Consider the following 16,196-nt stretch of genomic DNA (forward strand, 5'->3'; position numbering starts at 1 on the left):
GAGGATTGAAGAAAGCGAACTCACGGATGAATCTGGTAAATTGTTATCGGATACTATGTTTTTAATTTCTGAAATTATGAATCCGGGGGCTAGTAACCTGGCTGCTTTCGCTGACGCTAAAACCTGGTTTAAGAGCACAAGTTCTAACTTATTGACTGTGGCAGTTTATAGTATTATAATCAAATCAGCGTTTTACACAAAAATCCGAAAGTGATATGTCACACTTCACAACTATCAAGGTTCAGATCAAGAACGGGGAACTGCTGCATCAAGTGTTGGAAGAGTTGGGTTATCAAGTAGAGTCCAATGTGCAGGTACGGGGTTATCGGGGTGACAAAACTAATGCCGAGTACGTGATTCGGCAATCCAATGGTTACGATTTGGGTTTTCGCCGCACTGGAGAGGATTACGAATTGGTGGCGGATTTTTGGGGCGCTAGAATTAATCAGCAGGAATTTATCAATTCAATTAGTCAAAAATACGCGCGCAAAAGTTTGATGGCGGCGGTGCAGTCAGAGGGTTTTAATGTTGAAGAAGAGGAAACTTTGGCAGATGGAACGCTGAGAGTTGTAGTGGGTAGATGGGTTTAAGACTCGCGCTTGATTAACTCGTTTTTAGGTATCAAGAGGAATCACCATGTGGCGAGCGTACTAATTATCCTGGCGCTTGTAGTTGGCATTGTTGGCGCGATCGCCCTTGGAGCATACCTCTGGCATCTGGGTACCAAGGAACTGCGAGCCAATCTGGAAGCTGCACGCTTGCCGATTAAACCTCTGACATTTGATGCGCGGGAAATCGCCGATTTACCCCAGCCAGTGCAGCGCTACTTTCGCGCGGTGATCGAAGATGGACAACCGCTAATTGCAGCAGCGCGGGTTTCCCACGAAGGCACATTTAACATGAGCGAAACCGCAGAAAAATGGAGCGCTTTCAACTCAACTCAACTGGTAATTACTCAGCGTCCTGGCTTTGACTGGGACGGGCGAATTGCCATGATGCCCGGTATCAATGCGTTTGTTCACGATTCCTACATTTCTGGCGAAGGCATCCTCCATGCGGCGCTGCTGGGCCTGGTGACTCTGGCGGATATCCGCGGCACTCCAGAAGCGGCACAAGGGGAACTGATGCGCTTTTTCGCGGAGGCGGCTTGGTATCCGACGAGACTGCTGCCGAGTCAGGGTGTTCGCTGGGAGGCGATCGACAATTCTTCGGCCAGAGCAACGCTACAGGATGGCGACACCGCTGTTTCCCTGGATTTCCGCTTTGATGAAGCAGGGCTAATCGCCACTGTCCGCGCCGAGGCCCGCGCCCGTACAGTTAACGGGCGGCTGGTGTTTGCGCCCTGGATTGGCCGCTTCTGGGACTACGAATTGCTAGAGGGTATGCGGATTCCGCTCTCCGGTGAGGTGGCGTGGCAACTGCCTGATGGCTCGCTATTGCCCTACTGGCGCGGCCGCATCACGAATGTTGCCTATGAGTTTGCACGATGATTCTAGTTTGTGTTGTAGGGTGCGTCTGAGTCTGAGATTTTCTCCTTTGTAGGGGCAATCCCGCCGTGGTAGCCCCGGTTTCAACCGCCTCCTTCATAAAGAGGGTAACTTTCCCCCAAAAACCCTACCTCAAAAACAATTTATACGCCGGATTCTGACTCTCATCCCCATACTGATAGCCTAGCGTATCCAAAAAAGCCTGCCATTCCTGCATCTCATCGGGCGGTACTTGAATTCCCACCACAATTCGCCCGTAATCTGCGCCATTATTTCGATAGTGAAAAACGCTGATATTCCAGTTAGGGCTCATCGAACCGACAAACTTCATCAACGCACCCGGACGTTCGGGAAATTCAAAGCGATAAAACAATTCATGGTCGGCCAGCATCGAACGCCCGCCCACCATATGCCGCACGTGCAATTTCGTTAATTCATCATCAGTTAAATCCAGAGTTTTGAAGCCACAGTCTTCAAAACTTGCCGCTATCTTCACCGCATCGGCACGGTTTTGAATTTGCACGCCGATAAAAATATGTGCCTCTTTCTCATCCGCAATTCGATAGCTAAATTCAGTTAAATTCCGTTTGCCCAGACATTCGCAAAACCTGCGGAGACTTCCCGGTTGTTCGGGAATTGTGACTGCAAAAATGGCTTCGCGGCGTTCGCCAAACTCGGCTCTTTCTGCTACAAAACGCAGCCGATCGAAATTCATGTTCGCGCCGCAAGCAACAGCAATTAATGTTTCTCCTGCGATTTGTTCCCGTTCGACGTAAGCTTTCGCACCTGCGATCGCCAAAGCGCCAGCAGGTTCTAAGATCGATCGCGTATCTTCAAAAACATCCTTAATCGCCGCGCAAACATCATCCGTATCAACCAAAATAATCTCATCCACATACTCTTGACACAAGCGAAAAGTTTCCTCCCCCACTTCCCGCACAGCAACGCCGTCAGCAAATAAACCCACCTGCGACAAACGCACCCGTTTACCGGCTTTCAGCGATTGATTCATGGCATCGGAATCCACCGGTTCGACGCCAATAATTTTAATTTCCGGCCGCAACCGCTTGACATAGGCCGCAATTCCCGAAATCAATCCACCGCCACCAATTGCCACAAAAATCGCGTGAATTGGTTTTTGATGTTGCCGCAGAATTTCCATGCCGATCGTACCCTGTCCAGCAATCACGTAGGGGTCATCAAAAGGGTGAATAAAAGTCATACCTTTTTCCGCCTCTAATTGACGCGCAAAAGCGTAAGCATCATCGTAAGCATCCCCATGCAAGACTACCTCTCCACCACGGGCTATCACCGCATTTACCTTCACCTGCGGCGTCGTTACGGGCATGACTATGATCGCGCGAGTTCCCAGGTGGCGGGCGGCGAGGGCGACTCCTTGAGCGTGGTTGCCTGCGGAAGCTGCAATGACACCTTGTGCTAGCAAATCCGGCGACAGTTGCGCCATTTTGTTGTACGCACCCCGCAGTTTGAAGGAAAACACCGACTGCATATCCTCTCGCTTCAGCAAAAGTTTATTGTTGAGCCGTGCTGATAGATTTGGGGCGGATTCTAGGGCTGTTTCTTGAGCAACATCGTAGACGCGGGCGGTGAGGATTTGTACCAGGTAATCGCAAAGCATGGGGTTAGCAGGTTGGTTGATGCCGGATGGTGGGATAATTGTACGGCACTTGTGTTAGTATTTTGCGGGGAATTGGCGCTCCTCTTCGAGGGCTTTCCTTCGGATCGCTTCGCTAACGCTAACGGGCGATTCCCTGCGGGATAGCTTCGCTTCACGCAATTTTTCAATAATAACTTTTCGCTTTGGGAACGTAAGGAGCCTGAAGACTATGAATAATAATTCGTTTTTGCCGTTTACCCCGGTTATAAAATCCGGTTTGTGAGCGTATTAGTCCGTAATCCTTGATTTAGTATGTAAATTCATGAACGTACAAATTACAGATTTGCGTGCGGTTGACGAGCCAAAAATTCAACAGGTAGCTAGATTAATAGTTGAAGGTTTTAAAGAGCATTGGCCCGATGCTTGGCCAGATATAAAATCTGCTTTGCAAGAAGTGCAAGAATCTTTGGCAGCCGATCGCATCAGTCGAATTGCTGTCGCCGACAGCAATCAAGTTTTGGGATGGATTGGCGGGATTAAACAGTATGACGGTAATGTTTGGGAACTGCACCCGCTGGTAGTGAGAACAGAATTTCGCGGACAAGGAATTGGTCGATCGCTCGTAGCTGATTTAGCAGCAGAAGCTAAAAACCGGGGAGGGATCGTGCTGTGGGTGGGTACCGACGACCAAGACAATCAAACCACTCTTTCAGGCATCAATCTTTATCCTAACGTTTGGGAACACGTCGCCAAAATTAGAAATTTGCGCGGTCATCCCTACGAATTTTATCAAAAAATGGGTTTTGCGATCGTGGGAGTGATGCCCGACGCCAACGGAATTGGCAAGCCAGATATTTTCATGGCAAAGCAGTTGTAAAGTTTAATGTAGGTTCTAAATTTACTGGCCGGTAGCTTGCCAATCCAACACTTAGCAAAATTAGTTGTTGAAAGTTTCCCAGAAAATCGGTCTAGTCGGGACGTGCGAACCCCGTTCGAGGGTCGCTAATAAACAAACCCAGAACTAACGAATCCATCACCGTATCCCAGACAGGAGTCAAACGTTCAGCATCGTCAACCCAGTAATCAAAAGTAATCAAACACTGAACATTAGAACCCAATCCAATACAGATTCGCGAATAAGCTTCCCGCTGTTCTGGAGGGTCGATAAACTTAAATTCAGTCCAAACAACGCGGGCCGTTTGCCGCTTCAATTGGATAATTTCCCCAAAAGCGATCGGATTCCTGGTATCATCTTCAACCACCTTCTGTAATAGCGGCACCAGCGGAAAATCGGCCCAGTTATTAGGTGGTAGCAAATTAAACGAAACCTCCAAACGACAATCATCATCCGGCGGCTTTTTATCCGTAAACCTGAACGAATTAGTATCCGGTTCAAAATGCCAATCTTCCGGGACATCAAAGCGGACTGCACCTCTTCCTGCTACAAAAATTCGAGTTCCAGGCTTTGACTTCCAATTGTGGTCTTCTTTGAGTTCTAGAGTTTCCTTGAGCCATTCTTGCTTTTTGCGCTTAGACATAAACAGAACACCAAAGTGCTGCTAATGTGTAGTTTTAGACCTGGCAAACACATTTTAACTCTATTTGGCTCGCCGTTTGCTCAAATATAACAATCCTTACAAAAATTATGAATTTCTCTCTTATCTATTCCTCTGTGTTCTCTGTGCCTCTGGGGTAAAAAAGAATTCCTTTCACAATTGGCTAACTTTTATTTTTCACTCTTGGGAATCACATACCTAATTCCGCCTTTATTCCCAGCCGCATCGCCCTTATAACGCGGGATAACATGAATAGCCGCGTGACTGCGACTTTGACCAGCCTGTTTATTAATATTGATTCCCACATTAAACCCGTCAGGCTGAAATTCTTTACTTAACATCTCTTGTACCTTATTAGCCATAAACCAGCAAGCCGATTGCTCTCGAAAAGGCAGTTCAAAATAATTTGCAACGTGACGCTTGGGGATGATTAAAACATGACCTTTGCTGGCGGGATAACCGTCAAACATCGCATAAGCTGTTGCTGATTCAGTTAGCAAAGTTAGGTTTTTATACGGATTGCAGAATATGCAGTTATTAGTAGAATTTCTTTGATGGTTGTAATGGACGTATTTGTAAATTTCGCAAGACTCATCTAGGTGAAGTGGCTTAAAGGGAAGTTTGACAATACACTGATATGTAGGTTTTTTGTGGACATAATGTTCTCGAAAGCCTTCTTTTTTGATATCCCTTCTCACCGCAAAATACGCATTGCCTCCCGGTTTCAACAGGTGCGACACTTCCATCAGGACATTAGCTTGTTCTTCGGGAAACAAAACATTCAAAACATAAAAGCAAATGATTGTGTCGAATTTATCTTCGGGGAATTCCGGGAAATAATAAGGGTCATAACCCGTAATATCGAAGCCTTTTTGCTGCAACAATCTAACATCGCTGCCCAAGCCGCACCCAAAATCTAAGACTTTGCCTTGCAGCAAGTTTTTATCTAATAAAAATCTTGCTGGAAAGGACAGATAAATTCTTTCGATTGCCGTCAGGTGGCTGAATTTATTTTGTTGCTTTTTCATGGCGGCATAAATTTGATTTAAAGCGATATTCTTCAGTCAGCGCACCATCCAGACGAGAGTTTGTGGAGTAGTAATTTCCAGATACGAATGTTATCTAAAAATTTTACCATTATTGCAGTTTGGCGATCGCCCCTTTTTCCACCAACACCTTACCAGTCACCAAATCCCGCACAGTCGCCAACAAAACCCGCCTCTCATCCACCTCAAAACTCACCGAAATCCTGTCAATTCCCAATACCCCGGGCGGATTCAAATGCGCTACGCAAACCTGCTGGTGGTGGCTTTCCAGAGACCGAAAATCAGTTTTTTTGTTGAGCAAACTGCTCGTCATTTGCCCTTTTTCGTTAAAAATAACCTCCGCTTGGGATACCTCCGCAACTTCCCCAATATCTAACCGAATTTCCCTTTGCCCTTCAATTGCCACTTGCAGCGTCAACTCTTCGGAACTTTGACAGGGATACTTCATTTCCTTGCTAAATATCGGCGAATAAGCATAAGCTTTAGCATAAGGTTCCCATAGGCGAATTGCATAGCTGTGGCGCAAATAATCGTCAACAGTCGCTAATTGTGTCAAGGCTAAAGCACCGTGCGCCACCGCTTCAAACGGCTTGTCAGCTTTGACTTTTTGCCGCCCAAAATACGAAACCACTAAATTAGATACAGCCGGAATTAGAGAAGTTCCTCCTACCAGCAAAACCTGTTCTATATCTGCTTTGGCGATACCTTTTCCCATTGCAATGCTCAGCACTTCATCTAAACTTTCTCGCAACTGTTCTAACAACTGCCTAGATTCCAGAATTTCCTCAAGCTTCTCTCGGTTTAGCTGCAAGTCGTAAGACATAAAATTTTCATCGTCCAACCAACTTTCCTTCGCCTCATTAACTTGAGAAAGTTGAATTTTTAATTTTTCCGCTATTTCTAGTAAATTTTGCCAGCCAACTGGGCCGACTTCTGCCCGCGACGAACCAATTTGCCGCAAATAATCTTCGACAATCCAGATGTCAATATCTTCGCCGCCTACATAAGCATCGGATTTTGCCAACACTTCGGCACGCACCCCCCCCAGCCCCCCCTTGTCAAGGGGGGGAGCGAGATTTGTCCCCGCGTTGCTAAGGGGGGGTAAGGAGGGGGTTACAGCAGTGCGAACTAAACTTAAATCTAAAGTTCCGCCACCAAAATCAACTACTAAAACTAGAGAGCCGGGGCGTTGTACTGCATATCCCAGGGCGGCGGCTGTGGATTCATCTATTACCTGAACTTCCGCAACTCCCAAACTTTCTCGTAAGTCGCGAAACCAATCTAGATATCGCTCAAATGCTCCGACGGGTACTGTAAAAATTACTTTGTCTGGCTGTATATTGTGTAAATATAATTGTTTCCAAATAGTCTTAATAAACTGTTCTGCTACTGATTCGGCTGTGTAGGTGTCGCCGTCGATATTGCGGGGCGGCGGCTGAAAGTCGGCAGCTAAATTGCGTTTAAAAGCTTTGAAAAAGCGGTCTGGCTGGGATTGCCCCAAACGCTGCGATCGCACTTTTTCTCCCAGCACCAACTCTCCGGCATTTTTCACAAAGACTAAAGTCGGCACTACAGATATTTCTCGAATATCTCCGCTCAAATTCTTCGTTTTAAAAATGCGGGACATCTCGCCCAACCGCAAAGTTTCTGGTGTTTGCGTATCCGGGTTAAGAATGCAGACAACCGTATTGCTGGTGCCGAAGTCAATGGCAACTGTAGTCATGTTGATTTATAATTTAAAATTTAATTTTTTATTCCCGCTGGAAGGGTACGACTAACTTTAGCAGGAGTAAGAATTCGCTCTCCCTCTCGATAGCCGACAAACCGAATATAAACTAATTCTCCTTCGGTTATATCCTCAACATCCGGCTGGTGCAACTGCGGATTGTAAGCAGTTTGTTCCCACGCAGAACCAATCATTTCAAAATCCCAACTTGACAAGAGATTTTCTAAGGGAGTAAACAAAGCTGAGAGATTTCTGGCGGGCATATCCGGCTTGGCTTCTGCCATTTTGCGGGCGGCGGGATAGTTGGTCAACAAAGTTTGCAACTGTTCAAAGGTAGCGCGGCGAAAATCGGCAGTTAGTTGAGCTTTTTGCTGCTGCAATTCCGATCGCAGCCGGAAACACTGCTGCCTCAATTCTTCTATTTCGCTGGGATCAGTGGTGATTTTACCCGATATTGGCAGTGCGAGCAAAGTGCGATCGAACTCTTGAAAATTCAAATTCAGCACTGTTGCCAACCGTCTCAGTTGGTCTACCGTGAGTTTTCCCACGTCTCCCTGTCGCACTAAGCGCACTCCAAAGCGACTTAAGCCTGCTTTTTCGCCTAAGTCTTGCCAATCGAGAATGTCTAGCTGATTCATGCGTTCCCGCAGAATTTTATCGTACTTAAACTCGATCGCATCTCCCGCCTCAGATGCAGCATAAAGGTAGACTAAAATGAGAAAAATGCCCCCGACAGCCAGCGCGAAGCTGAAGGCAGGCACTGTTGTTACATCAACTGTTGCACCCAGGAACTCAAACATCTTTAACTCTTCTAAACTTGTTTTAAAGTCTGCGTTTGTTCAACGACCAAATTTTCTTCGCCTTGGTAGTATTCTGGCAGCAAGTCTTGAGATTCTACTTCTCCGAGGGCTTTTTCTATCCCGGCGGTGGTTTCGGTGCAACTCGAACCGCTGGCGTTAAGGACGGTTTCGGTAATTTTGCCGTCTTTGCCGATGCGGTATTCTATTTGGCGGTATTCTGCCATAATTCTTCCTCTTGGTTGAATGCTTGACTGTTGACTGTTGAGTGTTGAGTTATATTATAGATTCTATTTACCAATTATTCTAATGAATTTTTGTAGCGACAATGCAACCGGGGTTTCGCCGGAAATTATGGCAGCGATTGCAGCGGCTAATTCCGGTGCTGTGATGTCTTACGGAGATGATGAATATACACAGCGTTTGCAAGTTAAATTTTCGGATTTGTTCGAGACATCGGTGACTGTTTTTCCGGTAGCAACTGGTTCTGCTGCTAATGCTCTGGCCCTTGCAGTTGTTACTCCTCCTTACGGCGCTGTTTACTGTCACGCAGCATCTCATATTAATGTGGATGAATGCGGCGCGCCGGAGTTTTTTACAGGCGGTGCAAAGTTAGTGACAGTAACAGGAAATCATGGTAAAATAGAGGCAGAAACTTTAGGAAAAATACTCGATCGCGCTGGTGCAGGTGTCGTCCACCATGTACAGCCCGCAGCCGTCAGCATCACTCAAGCAACGGAAGCCGGCACAGTCTACAATCCAGCAGAAATTTCCCAGATTTCGGAAGTAGTTCGCGCTCACAATTTGCACCTGCACATGGATGGAGCTCGCTTTGCCAATGCTGTTGTCAGTTTGGGCTGTTCTCCGGCTGATGTCACTTGGCGCGCCGGTGTGGATATTCTCTCATTTGGAGCTACAAAAAACGGTGCGATGGGTGCGGAAGCTGTGGTTTTTTTTAATCAAGAATTAGCAAAGACTTTCCCTTTTTACCGCAAGCGCAGCGGGCATCTTTTCTCGAAAATGCGGTTTTTGTCGGCGCAGTTGGAAGCGTATATAACGGATGATTTGTGGCTGAAGAGTGCGGCTCATGCAAATAATATGGCAGCTAAATTAGCCCAAGGTTTAGCGGGAGTTGAGGGAGCGAAGTTTTGCCATCGGGTTGAAGCCAACGAGATTTTTATTCAACTTTCAGAATCGGTAATTACATCGCTTTTAGCTGAGGGTTTTCTGTTTTATCGCTGGGATGAATGTACTGTTAGACTGGTAACGGCTTTTAATACTAGAGAAGAAGATGTTATTGCTTTGGTGGAAGCGGCTAAACGACATCGGTGATTATTTCGTAAGGGCGAGTTTTACGAATAATATCTGACGAGTACCAACAATCTAGATAAACCCGCCCCCCACAACAGATAATCCACATCAACATTAAATTTGAATCGAATGCGGAAAATCTACATTCGGATTTTTCGTTTGATGGGGGCGGGCTTGAGAGATTGTTGGTTATTTACAATTATTGTTTGTGAAATTCGTACCTACAATTTAATAGATTGAGGAACAGGTTCGGCAACTGCGGCTAGTTCTGGTTCCGCTTCTTCGAGGTGTGCTTCTAAAAGCGCCAGATTCCTCATGTTTGATTTATAAAAAGCATCGAAGATATCTCCTACTAAAGGTACTGAACCAACGACGGCTTCTAGACCGATATTGTAAATCATTTTCCCTAGAGTTTTTTGGGGAATGTTGAATCGAGTTGCTAAATAAATTAGGTAGGCGGAAAACGCGGTATCTACGATATCCCCAGCACCCGGAACTAAACCGATAATGGGGTCTAAGCCGATGCGAAATTTGGTGCCGGGGATGCCAATGGCGGTATCCATCAGGCGGCTGAGTTTGCGGATGCGGTTGAGGGTGGCGAGACGCTCTATGTTGTTCATATTATTATTGTTGAACTAGGTTGAAAATTTGAAATCTGTCGGAAGACGGAAAAAAAACATCTAGAAACCGCTCATTTTCCATCTTCGCTAATATGCTGAATTCCCCATTCGTGCATGGCATTAATAATCGGTTTGAGACTCTCGCCCAAAGGCGTTAGCGAATATTCAACTTTTGGCGGCACTTGCAGGTAAATTTCCCGGTGAACGATCGCGTCTGACTCCATTTCCCGCAGTTGCTGCGTCAGCATCTTCTGAGTAATGCCGTTGACAGCTCGTTGCAGCTCGTTAAAGCGCTTCACTCCTTGAAACAACTCCCGCAGAATCAAGACTTTCCAGCGCCCACCAATCACATCTAGAGTGCGTTCTACAGGGCAATTTGCTCGATCGACCTTTACTTCTTGAACTTGCATAGTATTTTTTTGGTAAGTACCGCACTTTTAAGTGCGTACTATCCATAATAGCTTGACTAGGTTTAAAATAAAAACATCAAAAAAATACCCGATAAATTTCACTGAGGATTCAGAAGATGATTACCGTTAGAAAAAGTGAAGCAAGAGGACACGCAAATCACGGTTGGCTAGACAGTTACCATACATTTTCTTTTGCCGGCTATTACGATCCAAATTATATGAATTTTCGCTCTTTGCGCGTAATTAATGAGGATGTCGTTAGCCCCAGCAGAGGTTTCGGCACTCACGGGCACAGCGACATGGAAATCATTACTTATGTATTAGAAGGAGCATTAGAACACAAGGACAGTTTGGGTACTGGTGCAGTGATTAAACCCGGTGAAGTACAGCGGATGAGTGCAGGTACGGGTATCCAGCACAGCGAGTTCAATAACTCGCAAACAGACCCGGTTCATTTGCTGCAAATCTGGCTGTTACCCGATACAAAAGGCTTGCAGCCGAGTTACGAACAGCGGGAGTTTCCCCTAGCAGAAAGACGCGGAAAACTGCGCTTAGTGGCGGCACGAGATGCGAGAGATGGTGCTGTGAAAGTGCATCAAGATGTGGATTTGTATGCGGCTGTTTTGGATAAAGACTCGCGGGTTTCTCATGCTTTGCAGCCGAATCGCCACGCTTGGGTGCAAGTTGCTCGCGGCTCGATTTTGCTCAACGGTTTACCTTTGAAAAATGGCGACGCTGCAGCGGTTAGCGGCGAGTCTGAGGTGGTGATTGAAGCGGCGGCAGATGCTGAAATATTGCTGTTTGATTTAGCATAAAATTGGGCAGCCTATATACTAAGTAATGTGCGTAATTCGCACCCTACTTAGTGATGGATAATGTGCGCATTGCCCACCCTACTGAGGGTGGGTTACTACTTAGGAAATAAGTAAATAGGAGGAAGACAGTAAATTTTATTTATGGTACTTCTGGTAAGGGATAAGTCTTTAGGATAAATTTTTATGCAACAAAACCCGATCGCCAGAAAGCATCTTATTTGGAGCCTGATCACTGGTTTAGCAGTCGGCGCGATCGCAGGCGCACCCCTCGGCTGGATGGCTAATGGGTATTATTCCGAGCAGCGTTTGGCTCAAATTCTGATTTGCCGAGAAAAAAATAGAGATCAGCCAGTGGCTATTGTTGAGGCTAGGTGCGGTTCCCGATTCTAAATTTTTCTGCTAGCCAGAGGGCTGTGTCAAATATTTTTAAGCTTGTGCGAATGTCGAAAGTTCGATCGCGCAGGCGTTTTGGCGTTGTCAACCGTGAATCTGCTACAAACCGGAAAAGTTATCCGTCAGTTGATATGTGGGTATGTTAAATTTACACAATAATGAATTACAGCAGAACAATTCCGGCTATTTTGAGTGCTACGATCGCCCTGAGTTCGATCGCCCTCATCCCACTGACATCACCTCAAATTGCCCTCGCATTAACCGCCGACAAAGTTAAAACCGTTGCCCAACAAATTACTGTTCGCATCCAGGGGACAAAAGGCGGTTCAGGAGTAATTTTAGAGAAACAAGGCAGCACATACTATATTCTCACAAACTGGCACGTTGTCGATAAAGCTGGCGATTACGAGGTGGTAACTCCCGACGGCAAAACTCACTCTGTATACTATAGCCTGGTGCGGCGAGTGCCAGGAATGGATTTAGCCGTCGTGCCCTTCAGCAGCACTCAAAGCTACCCCCTGGCTCAATTAGCCAATTCCGCAGCAACTAAGGGAAACAAGGCTTATGTGGCGGGCTGGCCGATATCCGGCGGTTCTCTCAGACAGCCGATTTTCATCGCTACGGAAGGTCAGCTTACCGGCCGCCAAACTCCTTGGAACGGTTATACTTTGGTATACAATAACTTAGTGAGAGCGGGAATGAGCGGCGGCCCAGTGCTCGATGACGCGGGGCGAGTTGTCGCAATTAACGGCATTGTCAGGTTAGAGGAAAACTCCGATAAAATCGTGGCTGCGGGAATAGAAATTAATACTTTCATGAAATGGCGATCGACTATTTCGCTGCCCGTAGTTCCCCAATCTCCTACTGCCGGAAACCCGAAAACTCCGGCGAATAATCCGCCCCGCACGCCCGCAAGTGCGATCGCCTTTGCTGCCACAAATACCCTCAAAGGGCCTTCGGAAGTTGTCAGTTCCCTTGCCCTAGCTTCAGCTTATTTTACTACAGGAAATAGCAACGGCACAATCTCAGTTTGGAATTTCCCCAGCGGGCAATTAAAAACTACGCTGCAAGGACACGCGGAAGCAGTAAACGCACTGGCCGCGAGTGCCGATGGCAAGGTGTTAGCTAGCGGCAGCGACGACAAAACTGTGAAAATTTGGAATTTAGAAACTGGCGCGGTTGTACGCACTTTGAGCGGGCATTCCAATGCTGTTTCGAGCGTTGCCGTTAGTGCCGACGGTCAATTTGTAGCGAGTGGCAGTTGGGACAAAACGATTAAGATTTGGAATGGGAAAACAGGAGAGTTGCTGCGGACTTTGACCGGGCATTCTGGGTTAGTGAATGCTGTTGCAATCAGTCCCGACAACAAAACTTTAGCTAGCGGCAGCAAAGACGGTTCAATTAGGTTCTGGAATTTAGCTAGCGGTCAAGCAATTCGCACGATTGGCGGCAAAAACTTGGCTGTTTTGTCGCTAGCTTTTACTCCCGACGGCAAAAGTTTAGCGGCGGGAAACAGCAATGGCACTGTTGGGTTGTGGAATGCCGGAAATGGGCAGTTAATTCGGCGTTTAAGCGGGCATACTGACGGAGTTTGGTCGGTGGCTTTCAGTCGGGATGGCACTACTTTGGTTAGTGGCAGTTGGGATAAGAGTGTGAGACTTTGGGATGTGCGATCGGGCGAATTGAGAGGTAATTTGAGCGGTCATTCTGGCTACGTTAGCGCTGTGGCGATTAGTGCAGATGGCAAGACTATTGTTAGTGCGGGTTGGTTGGGGGAAATCAAGATTTGGAAAAGGAGTTGAGATTTTTTTGAACGAACCGCGAAGGCGCGTTAGGCGCTACTCAACCTAGAAACAGCCCCGCGTCTGTAGCGAAGGCAGCTAGTTGAGGGTTCGGTTAGGCACGGACTCTACTGGTAGGGTGCGTCAGTTGGTAGCGATTCGATGTACATCTGCTAATCATTTCCGGGCGCCGCACCCTACTACGTAGCATTTTGTTTCAAAGTCCGATCGACCCTTATGATAGATTTGGTTCTTGCCAGACTACACTGGAAGACAAAATCAAATTAAAAATTTCGCCATAAATTCGATCGACCCGCCGATCGGGCGGGACTCTCAACTTCGTGGAACAGGCGTCCCGCCTGTGGTTGGCAAAGTAAATCTAAAATCTAAAATCTAAAATCGCGTGACTTCTGACAAATGATTGAAGTAGAACACTTAAGCAAAACTTACGGTTCGACCGCAGCGATCGCGGACGTGTCTTTTTCGGTCGAATCAGGAGAAATTCTGGGGTTTTTGGGACCAAACGGCGCTGGGAAAACCACAACCATGCGGATTTTGTCGGGATACTTGCCAGCATCCAGCGGTACGGCCCGCATCGCCGGCCTCGACGTTCACGAAAACTCAATGGGAGTCAGACAGCGCATCGGCTATCTGCCGGAAAACCCGCCACTGTATCCTGAAATGACTGTGGAAGGGTTTCTGTTTTTTGTGGCCAGGATTAAGCAAGTACCTGCGGGCGATCGCGCGCGACGAGTTACCTCCGCGATCGAACGCTGCGGCCTGGTTGATAAACGCAAAGTTTTAATCCGCAAACTTTCTAAAGGATTTCGGCAGCGCGTCGGTATCGCGCAGGCGATCGTCCACGATCCCCCGGTAATTATCTTAGACGAACCAACCGTGGGTCTCGACCCCCGACAAATCATCGAAGTCCGCAATTTAATCAAAAGTCTTGGCGGCCAGCACACAATCATCCTTTCCACGCACATTCTGCCGGAAGTCAGCATGACTTGCAACCGCGTCACCATCATCAATCGCGGAAAAATCGTCGCTGCGGGTAGTCCCGAAAATTTGATGGGAGAGTTGGCCGCCGGAGAGGGCTACGAACTCGAAGTTGAAGGCGAGGGGGATTTGGTAAACAGTCTGCTGTTGCCTTCTTTGGAAAACTTGCGGGGAGTTCGATCGGTCGAATTGATTCCAAGCAATCAATTTTTAGTGGGTCGCTACCGCCTGCGGGCATTGTGCGAATCCGACATAGAACCCGGACGAGAAATTGCTACAGCTATCGTCGCCTCTGGATTTGGACTGTGCGAAATGCGTCGCTCTCGCGCTACTCTGGAAGATGTGTTTTTAAGGCTGACAGCGGCTGAAAAGAAACCGGAAGAAAATCTGGTTCATAGCGAACCGGAGGTCGATCGAAATCTGCAAGAAGCGGCAACAACTCAAGACTCGATCGCGGATTCTCATCAATCCGAATCGCAACCGATAGTCGAAAATCTGCCCGTTGTTTCAGAAACAGTAGAGTCGATCGAGCATCTTCAACCAGAACCGATAGTCGAAAATGTGCCCGTTGTTTCAGAAACAGTAGAGTCGCTCGACTATTATTCTCAACCAGAACCGATAGTCGAAAATGTGCCCGTTGTTTCAGAAACAGTAGAGTCGCTCGACTATTCTCAACCAGAACCGATAGTCGAAAATGTGCCCGTTGTTTCAGAAACAGTAGAGTCGCTCGAGCATCCTCAACCAGAATCCGAACCAGTTGTAGAAACCGTACAGCCGATAAAAGGAAAGCATCTCAGTTTGGGTGTCACAGGAACCAGATCATCTTACTCGCTACAGATATCTCAACAAGCAAGCAGGATGCTCACTTTTGTAAAAAATGTTTTTTACAAAAGTGAGAGACTCCCGATCGAACCTTCTCCACCAGAATCCGAACCAGTTGTAGAAACCGTAGAGTCGATCGAGCATCCTCAACCAGAACCGATTGTCGAAAATCTGCCCGTTGTTTCAGAAACCGTAGAGTCGATCGAGCATCATGAACCAGCATCGGAACCAGTTGTAGAAACCGTAGAGTCGATCGAGCATTCTCAACCAGAACCGATAGTCGAAAATCTGCAAGTTGTAGAAACCGTAGAGTCGATCGAGCATCCTCAGTCAGAATCTGAACCAGTTGTCGAAAGGCAAGAGTCGATCGAGCATCATGAAACAGAACCGATACTCGAAAATCTAGAAGTTTCACAAACCGTAGAGTCGATCGACTATTCTCAACCAGAACCGATAGTCGAAAATCTGCAAGTTGTAGAAACCGTAGAGTCGATCGACTATTCTCAACCAGAATCCGAACCAATTACAGAAACACCAAAGTCGAGCCAACCTTCTCAACCAGAACCGATTGTCGAAAATCTCGAAGTTTCAGAAACACCAAAGTCGAGCCAACCTTCTCAACCAGAACCGATTGTCGGAAATCTCGAAGTTTCAGAAACACCAAAGTTGAGCCAACCTTCTCAACCAGAACCGATTGTCGAAAATCTCGAAGTTTCAGAAACACCAAAGTTGAGCGAGCCTTCTCAACCAGAACCGATTGTCGAAAATCTCGAAGTTTCAGAAACACCAAAGTTGAGCGAGCCTTCTCAACCAGA

The 16,196-nt window shown here is 47.0% G+C and carries 15 protein-coding genes and 1 pseudogene; 8 read left to right on the forward strand and 8 right to left on the reverse strand.

Going from position 1 to position 16,196, the window contains the following annotated elements; genetic code table 11:
* Window positions 1–215 precede the first annotated feature (215 nt).
* Both QUA23_RS26370 and QUA23_RS26375 read left to right on the forward strand, forming a co-directional pair.
* Window positions 216–590, forward strand: a complete 375-nt coding sequence (locus QUA23_RS26370) for a DUF1257 domain-containing protein (RefSeq protein WP_333078775.1) — start codon at window positions 216–218, stop codon at window positions 588–590.
* A gap of 48 nt (window positions 591–638) precedes the next feature.
* On the forward strand, window positions 639–1,490 hold the full coding sequence (locus QUA23_RS26375; RefSeq protein ID WP_333078776.1) for a DUF6920 family protein: 852 nt from the start codon (window positions 639–641) through the stop codon (window positions 1,488–1,490).
* A gap of 124 nt (window positions 1,491–1,614) precedes the next feature.
* On the opposite strand, the gene ilvA is transcribed toward QUA23_RS26375, so the two are convergent.
* Window positions 1,615–3,147: a threonine ammonia-lyase, biosynthetic gene (gene ilvA / locus QUA23_RS26380; RefSeq protein ID WP_333078795.1), complete on the reverse strand. Its 1,533-nt coding sequence runs from the start codon at window positions 3,145–3,147 to the stop codon at window positions 1,615–1,617.
* 280 nt (window positions 3,148–3,427) lie between these two features.
* Between ilvA and QUA23_RS26385 the strand changes: the two genes are divergently transcribed.
* Window positions 3,428–3,982 carry a GNAT family N-acetyltransferase gene (locus tag QUA23_RS26385; RefSeq protein WP_333078777.1) on the forward strand — a complete coding sequence of 185 codons (555 nt, stop codon included), beginning with the start codon at window positions 3,428–3,430 and terminating at the stop codon, window positions 3,980–3,982.
* A 91-nt stretch (window positions 3,983–4,073) separates the two neighbouring features.
* Here QUA23_RS26385 and QUA23_RS26390 read toward each other — a convergent pair whose 3' ends face one another.
* The 5 genes from QUA23_RS26390 to QUA23_RS26410 all read right to left on the reverse strand — a co-directional run bounded on the left by QUA23_RS26390 (window position 4,074) and on the right by QUA23_RS26410 (window position 8,457).
* On the reverse strand, window positions 4,074–4,643 hold the full coding sequence (locus tag QUA23_RS26390) for a hypothetical protein (RefSeq protein ID WP_333078778.1): 570 nt from the start codon (window positions 4,641–4,643) through the stop codon (window positions 4,074–4,076).
* A 188-nt stretch (window positions 4,644–4,831) separates the two neighbouring features.
* A complete protein-coding gene (locus tag QUA23_RS26395) occupies window positions 4,832–5,689 on the reverse strand; it encodes a bifunctional class I SAM-dependent methyltransferase/HIT family protein (RefSeq protein ID WP_333078779.1) in 858 nt (285 codons plus the stop codon).
* A 109-nt stretch (window positions 5,690–5,798) separates the two neighbouring features.
* A complete protein-coding gene (locus QUA23_RS26400) occupies window positions 5,799–7,430 on the reverse strand; it encodes an Hsp70 family protein (protein ID WP_333078780.1) in 1,632 nt (543 codons plus the stop codon).
* 20 nt (window positions 7,431–7,450) lie between these two features.
* Window positions 7,451–8,233: an XRE family transcriptional regulator gene (locus QUA23_RS26405; RefSeq protein WP_333078781.1), complete on the reverse strand. Its 783-nt coding sequence runs from the start codon at window positions 8,231–8,233 to the stop codon at window positions 7,451–7,453.
* Window positions 8,234–8,244: 11 nt separating this feature from the next.
* On the reverse strand, window positions 8,245–8,457 hold the full coding sequence (locus QUA23_RS26410) for a DUF2997 domain-containing protein (protein WP_333078782.1): 213 nt from the start codon (window positions 8,455–8,457) through the stop codon (window positions 8,245–8,247).
* 82 nt (window positions 8,458–8,539) lie between these two features.
* On the opposite strand from QUA23_RS26410, the gene QUA23_RS26415 reads away from it, so the two are divergent.
* The gene (locus tag QUA23_RS26415; RefSeq protein ID WP_333078783.1) at window positions 8,540–9,562 is read left to right on the forward strand and encodes a low specificity L-threonine aldolase; all 1,023 of its coding nucleotides are present in this window, start codon (window positions 8,540–8,542) and stop codon (window positions 9,560–9,562) included.
* Window positions 9,563–9,762: 200 nt separating this feature from the next.
* Here QUA23_RS26415 and QUA23_RS26420 read toward each other — a convergent pair whose 3' ends face one another.
* Complete coding sequence (locus tag QUA23_RS26420) at window positions 9,763–10,161, reverse strand: DUF4112 domain-containing protein (protein WP_190737102.1); 399 nt, start codon at window positions 10,159–10,161, stop codon at window positions 9,763–9,765.
* A gap of 71 nt (window positions 10,162–10,232) precedes the next feature.
* A complete protein-coding gene (locus QUA23_RS26425; protein WP_333078784.1) occupies window positions 10,233–10,571 on the reverse strand; it encodes a helix-turn-helix domain-containing protein in 339 nt (112 codons plus the stop codon).
* Between the two features lie 116 nt (window positions 10,572–10,687).
* Between QUA23_RS26425 and QUA23_RS26430 the strand changes: the two genes are divergently transcribed.
* The 4 genes and pseudogenes from QUA23_RS26430 to QUA23_RS26445 all read left to right on the forward strand — a co-directional run.
* Window positions 10,688–11,386: a pirin family protein gene (locus QUA23_RS26430; protein WP_333042696.1), complete on the forward strand. Its 699-nt coding sequence runs from the start codon at window positions 10,688–10,690 to the stop codon at window positions 11,384–11,386.
* 183 nt (window positions 11,387–11,569) lie between these two features.
* Window positions 11,570–11,776, forward strand: coding sequence for a hypothetical protein (locus tag QUA23_RS26435; RefSeq protein WP_333078785.1), 207 nt, complete (start codon window positions 11,570–11,572; stop codon window positions 11,774–11,776).
* Between the two features lie 161 nt (window positions 11,777–11,937).
* Window positions 11,938–13,581 (forward strand): trypsin-like peptidase domain-containing protein, encoded by a 1,644-nt coding sequence (locus QUA23_RS26440; protein ID WP_333078786.1) that lies wholly within the window; start codon window positions 11,938–11,940, stop codon window positions 13,579–13,581.
* A gap of 396 nt (window positions 13,582–13,977) precedes the next feature.
* Window positions 13,978–15,054, forward strand: a pseudogene (locus tag QUA23_RS26445) (ABC transporter ATP-binding protein); the annotation flags it as partial.
* Between the last annotated feature and the right edge of the window lie 1,142 nt (window positions 15,055–16,196).

Source organism: Microcoleus sp. Pol1C5 (genome assembly GCF_036701115.1).
GTDB lineage: Bacteria > Cyanobacteriota > Cyanobacteriia > Cyanobacteriales > Microcoleaceae > Microcoleus.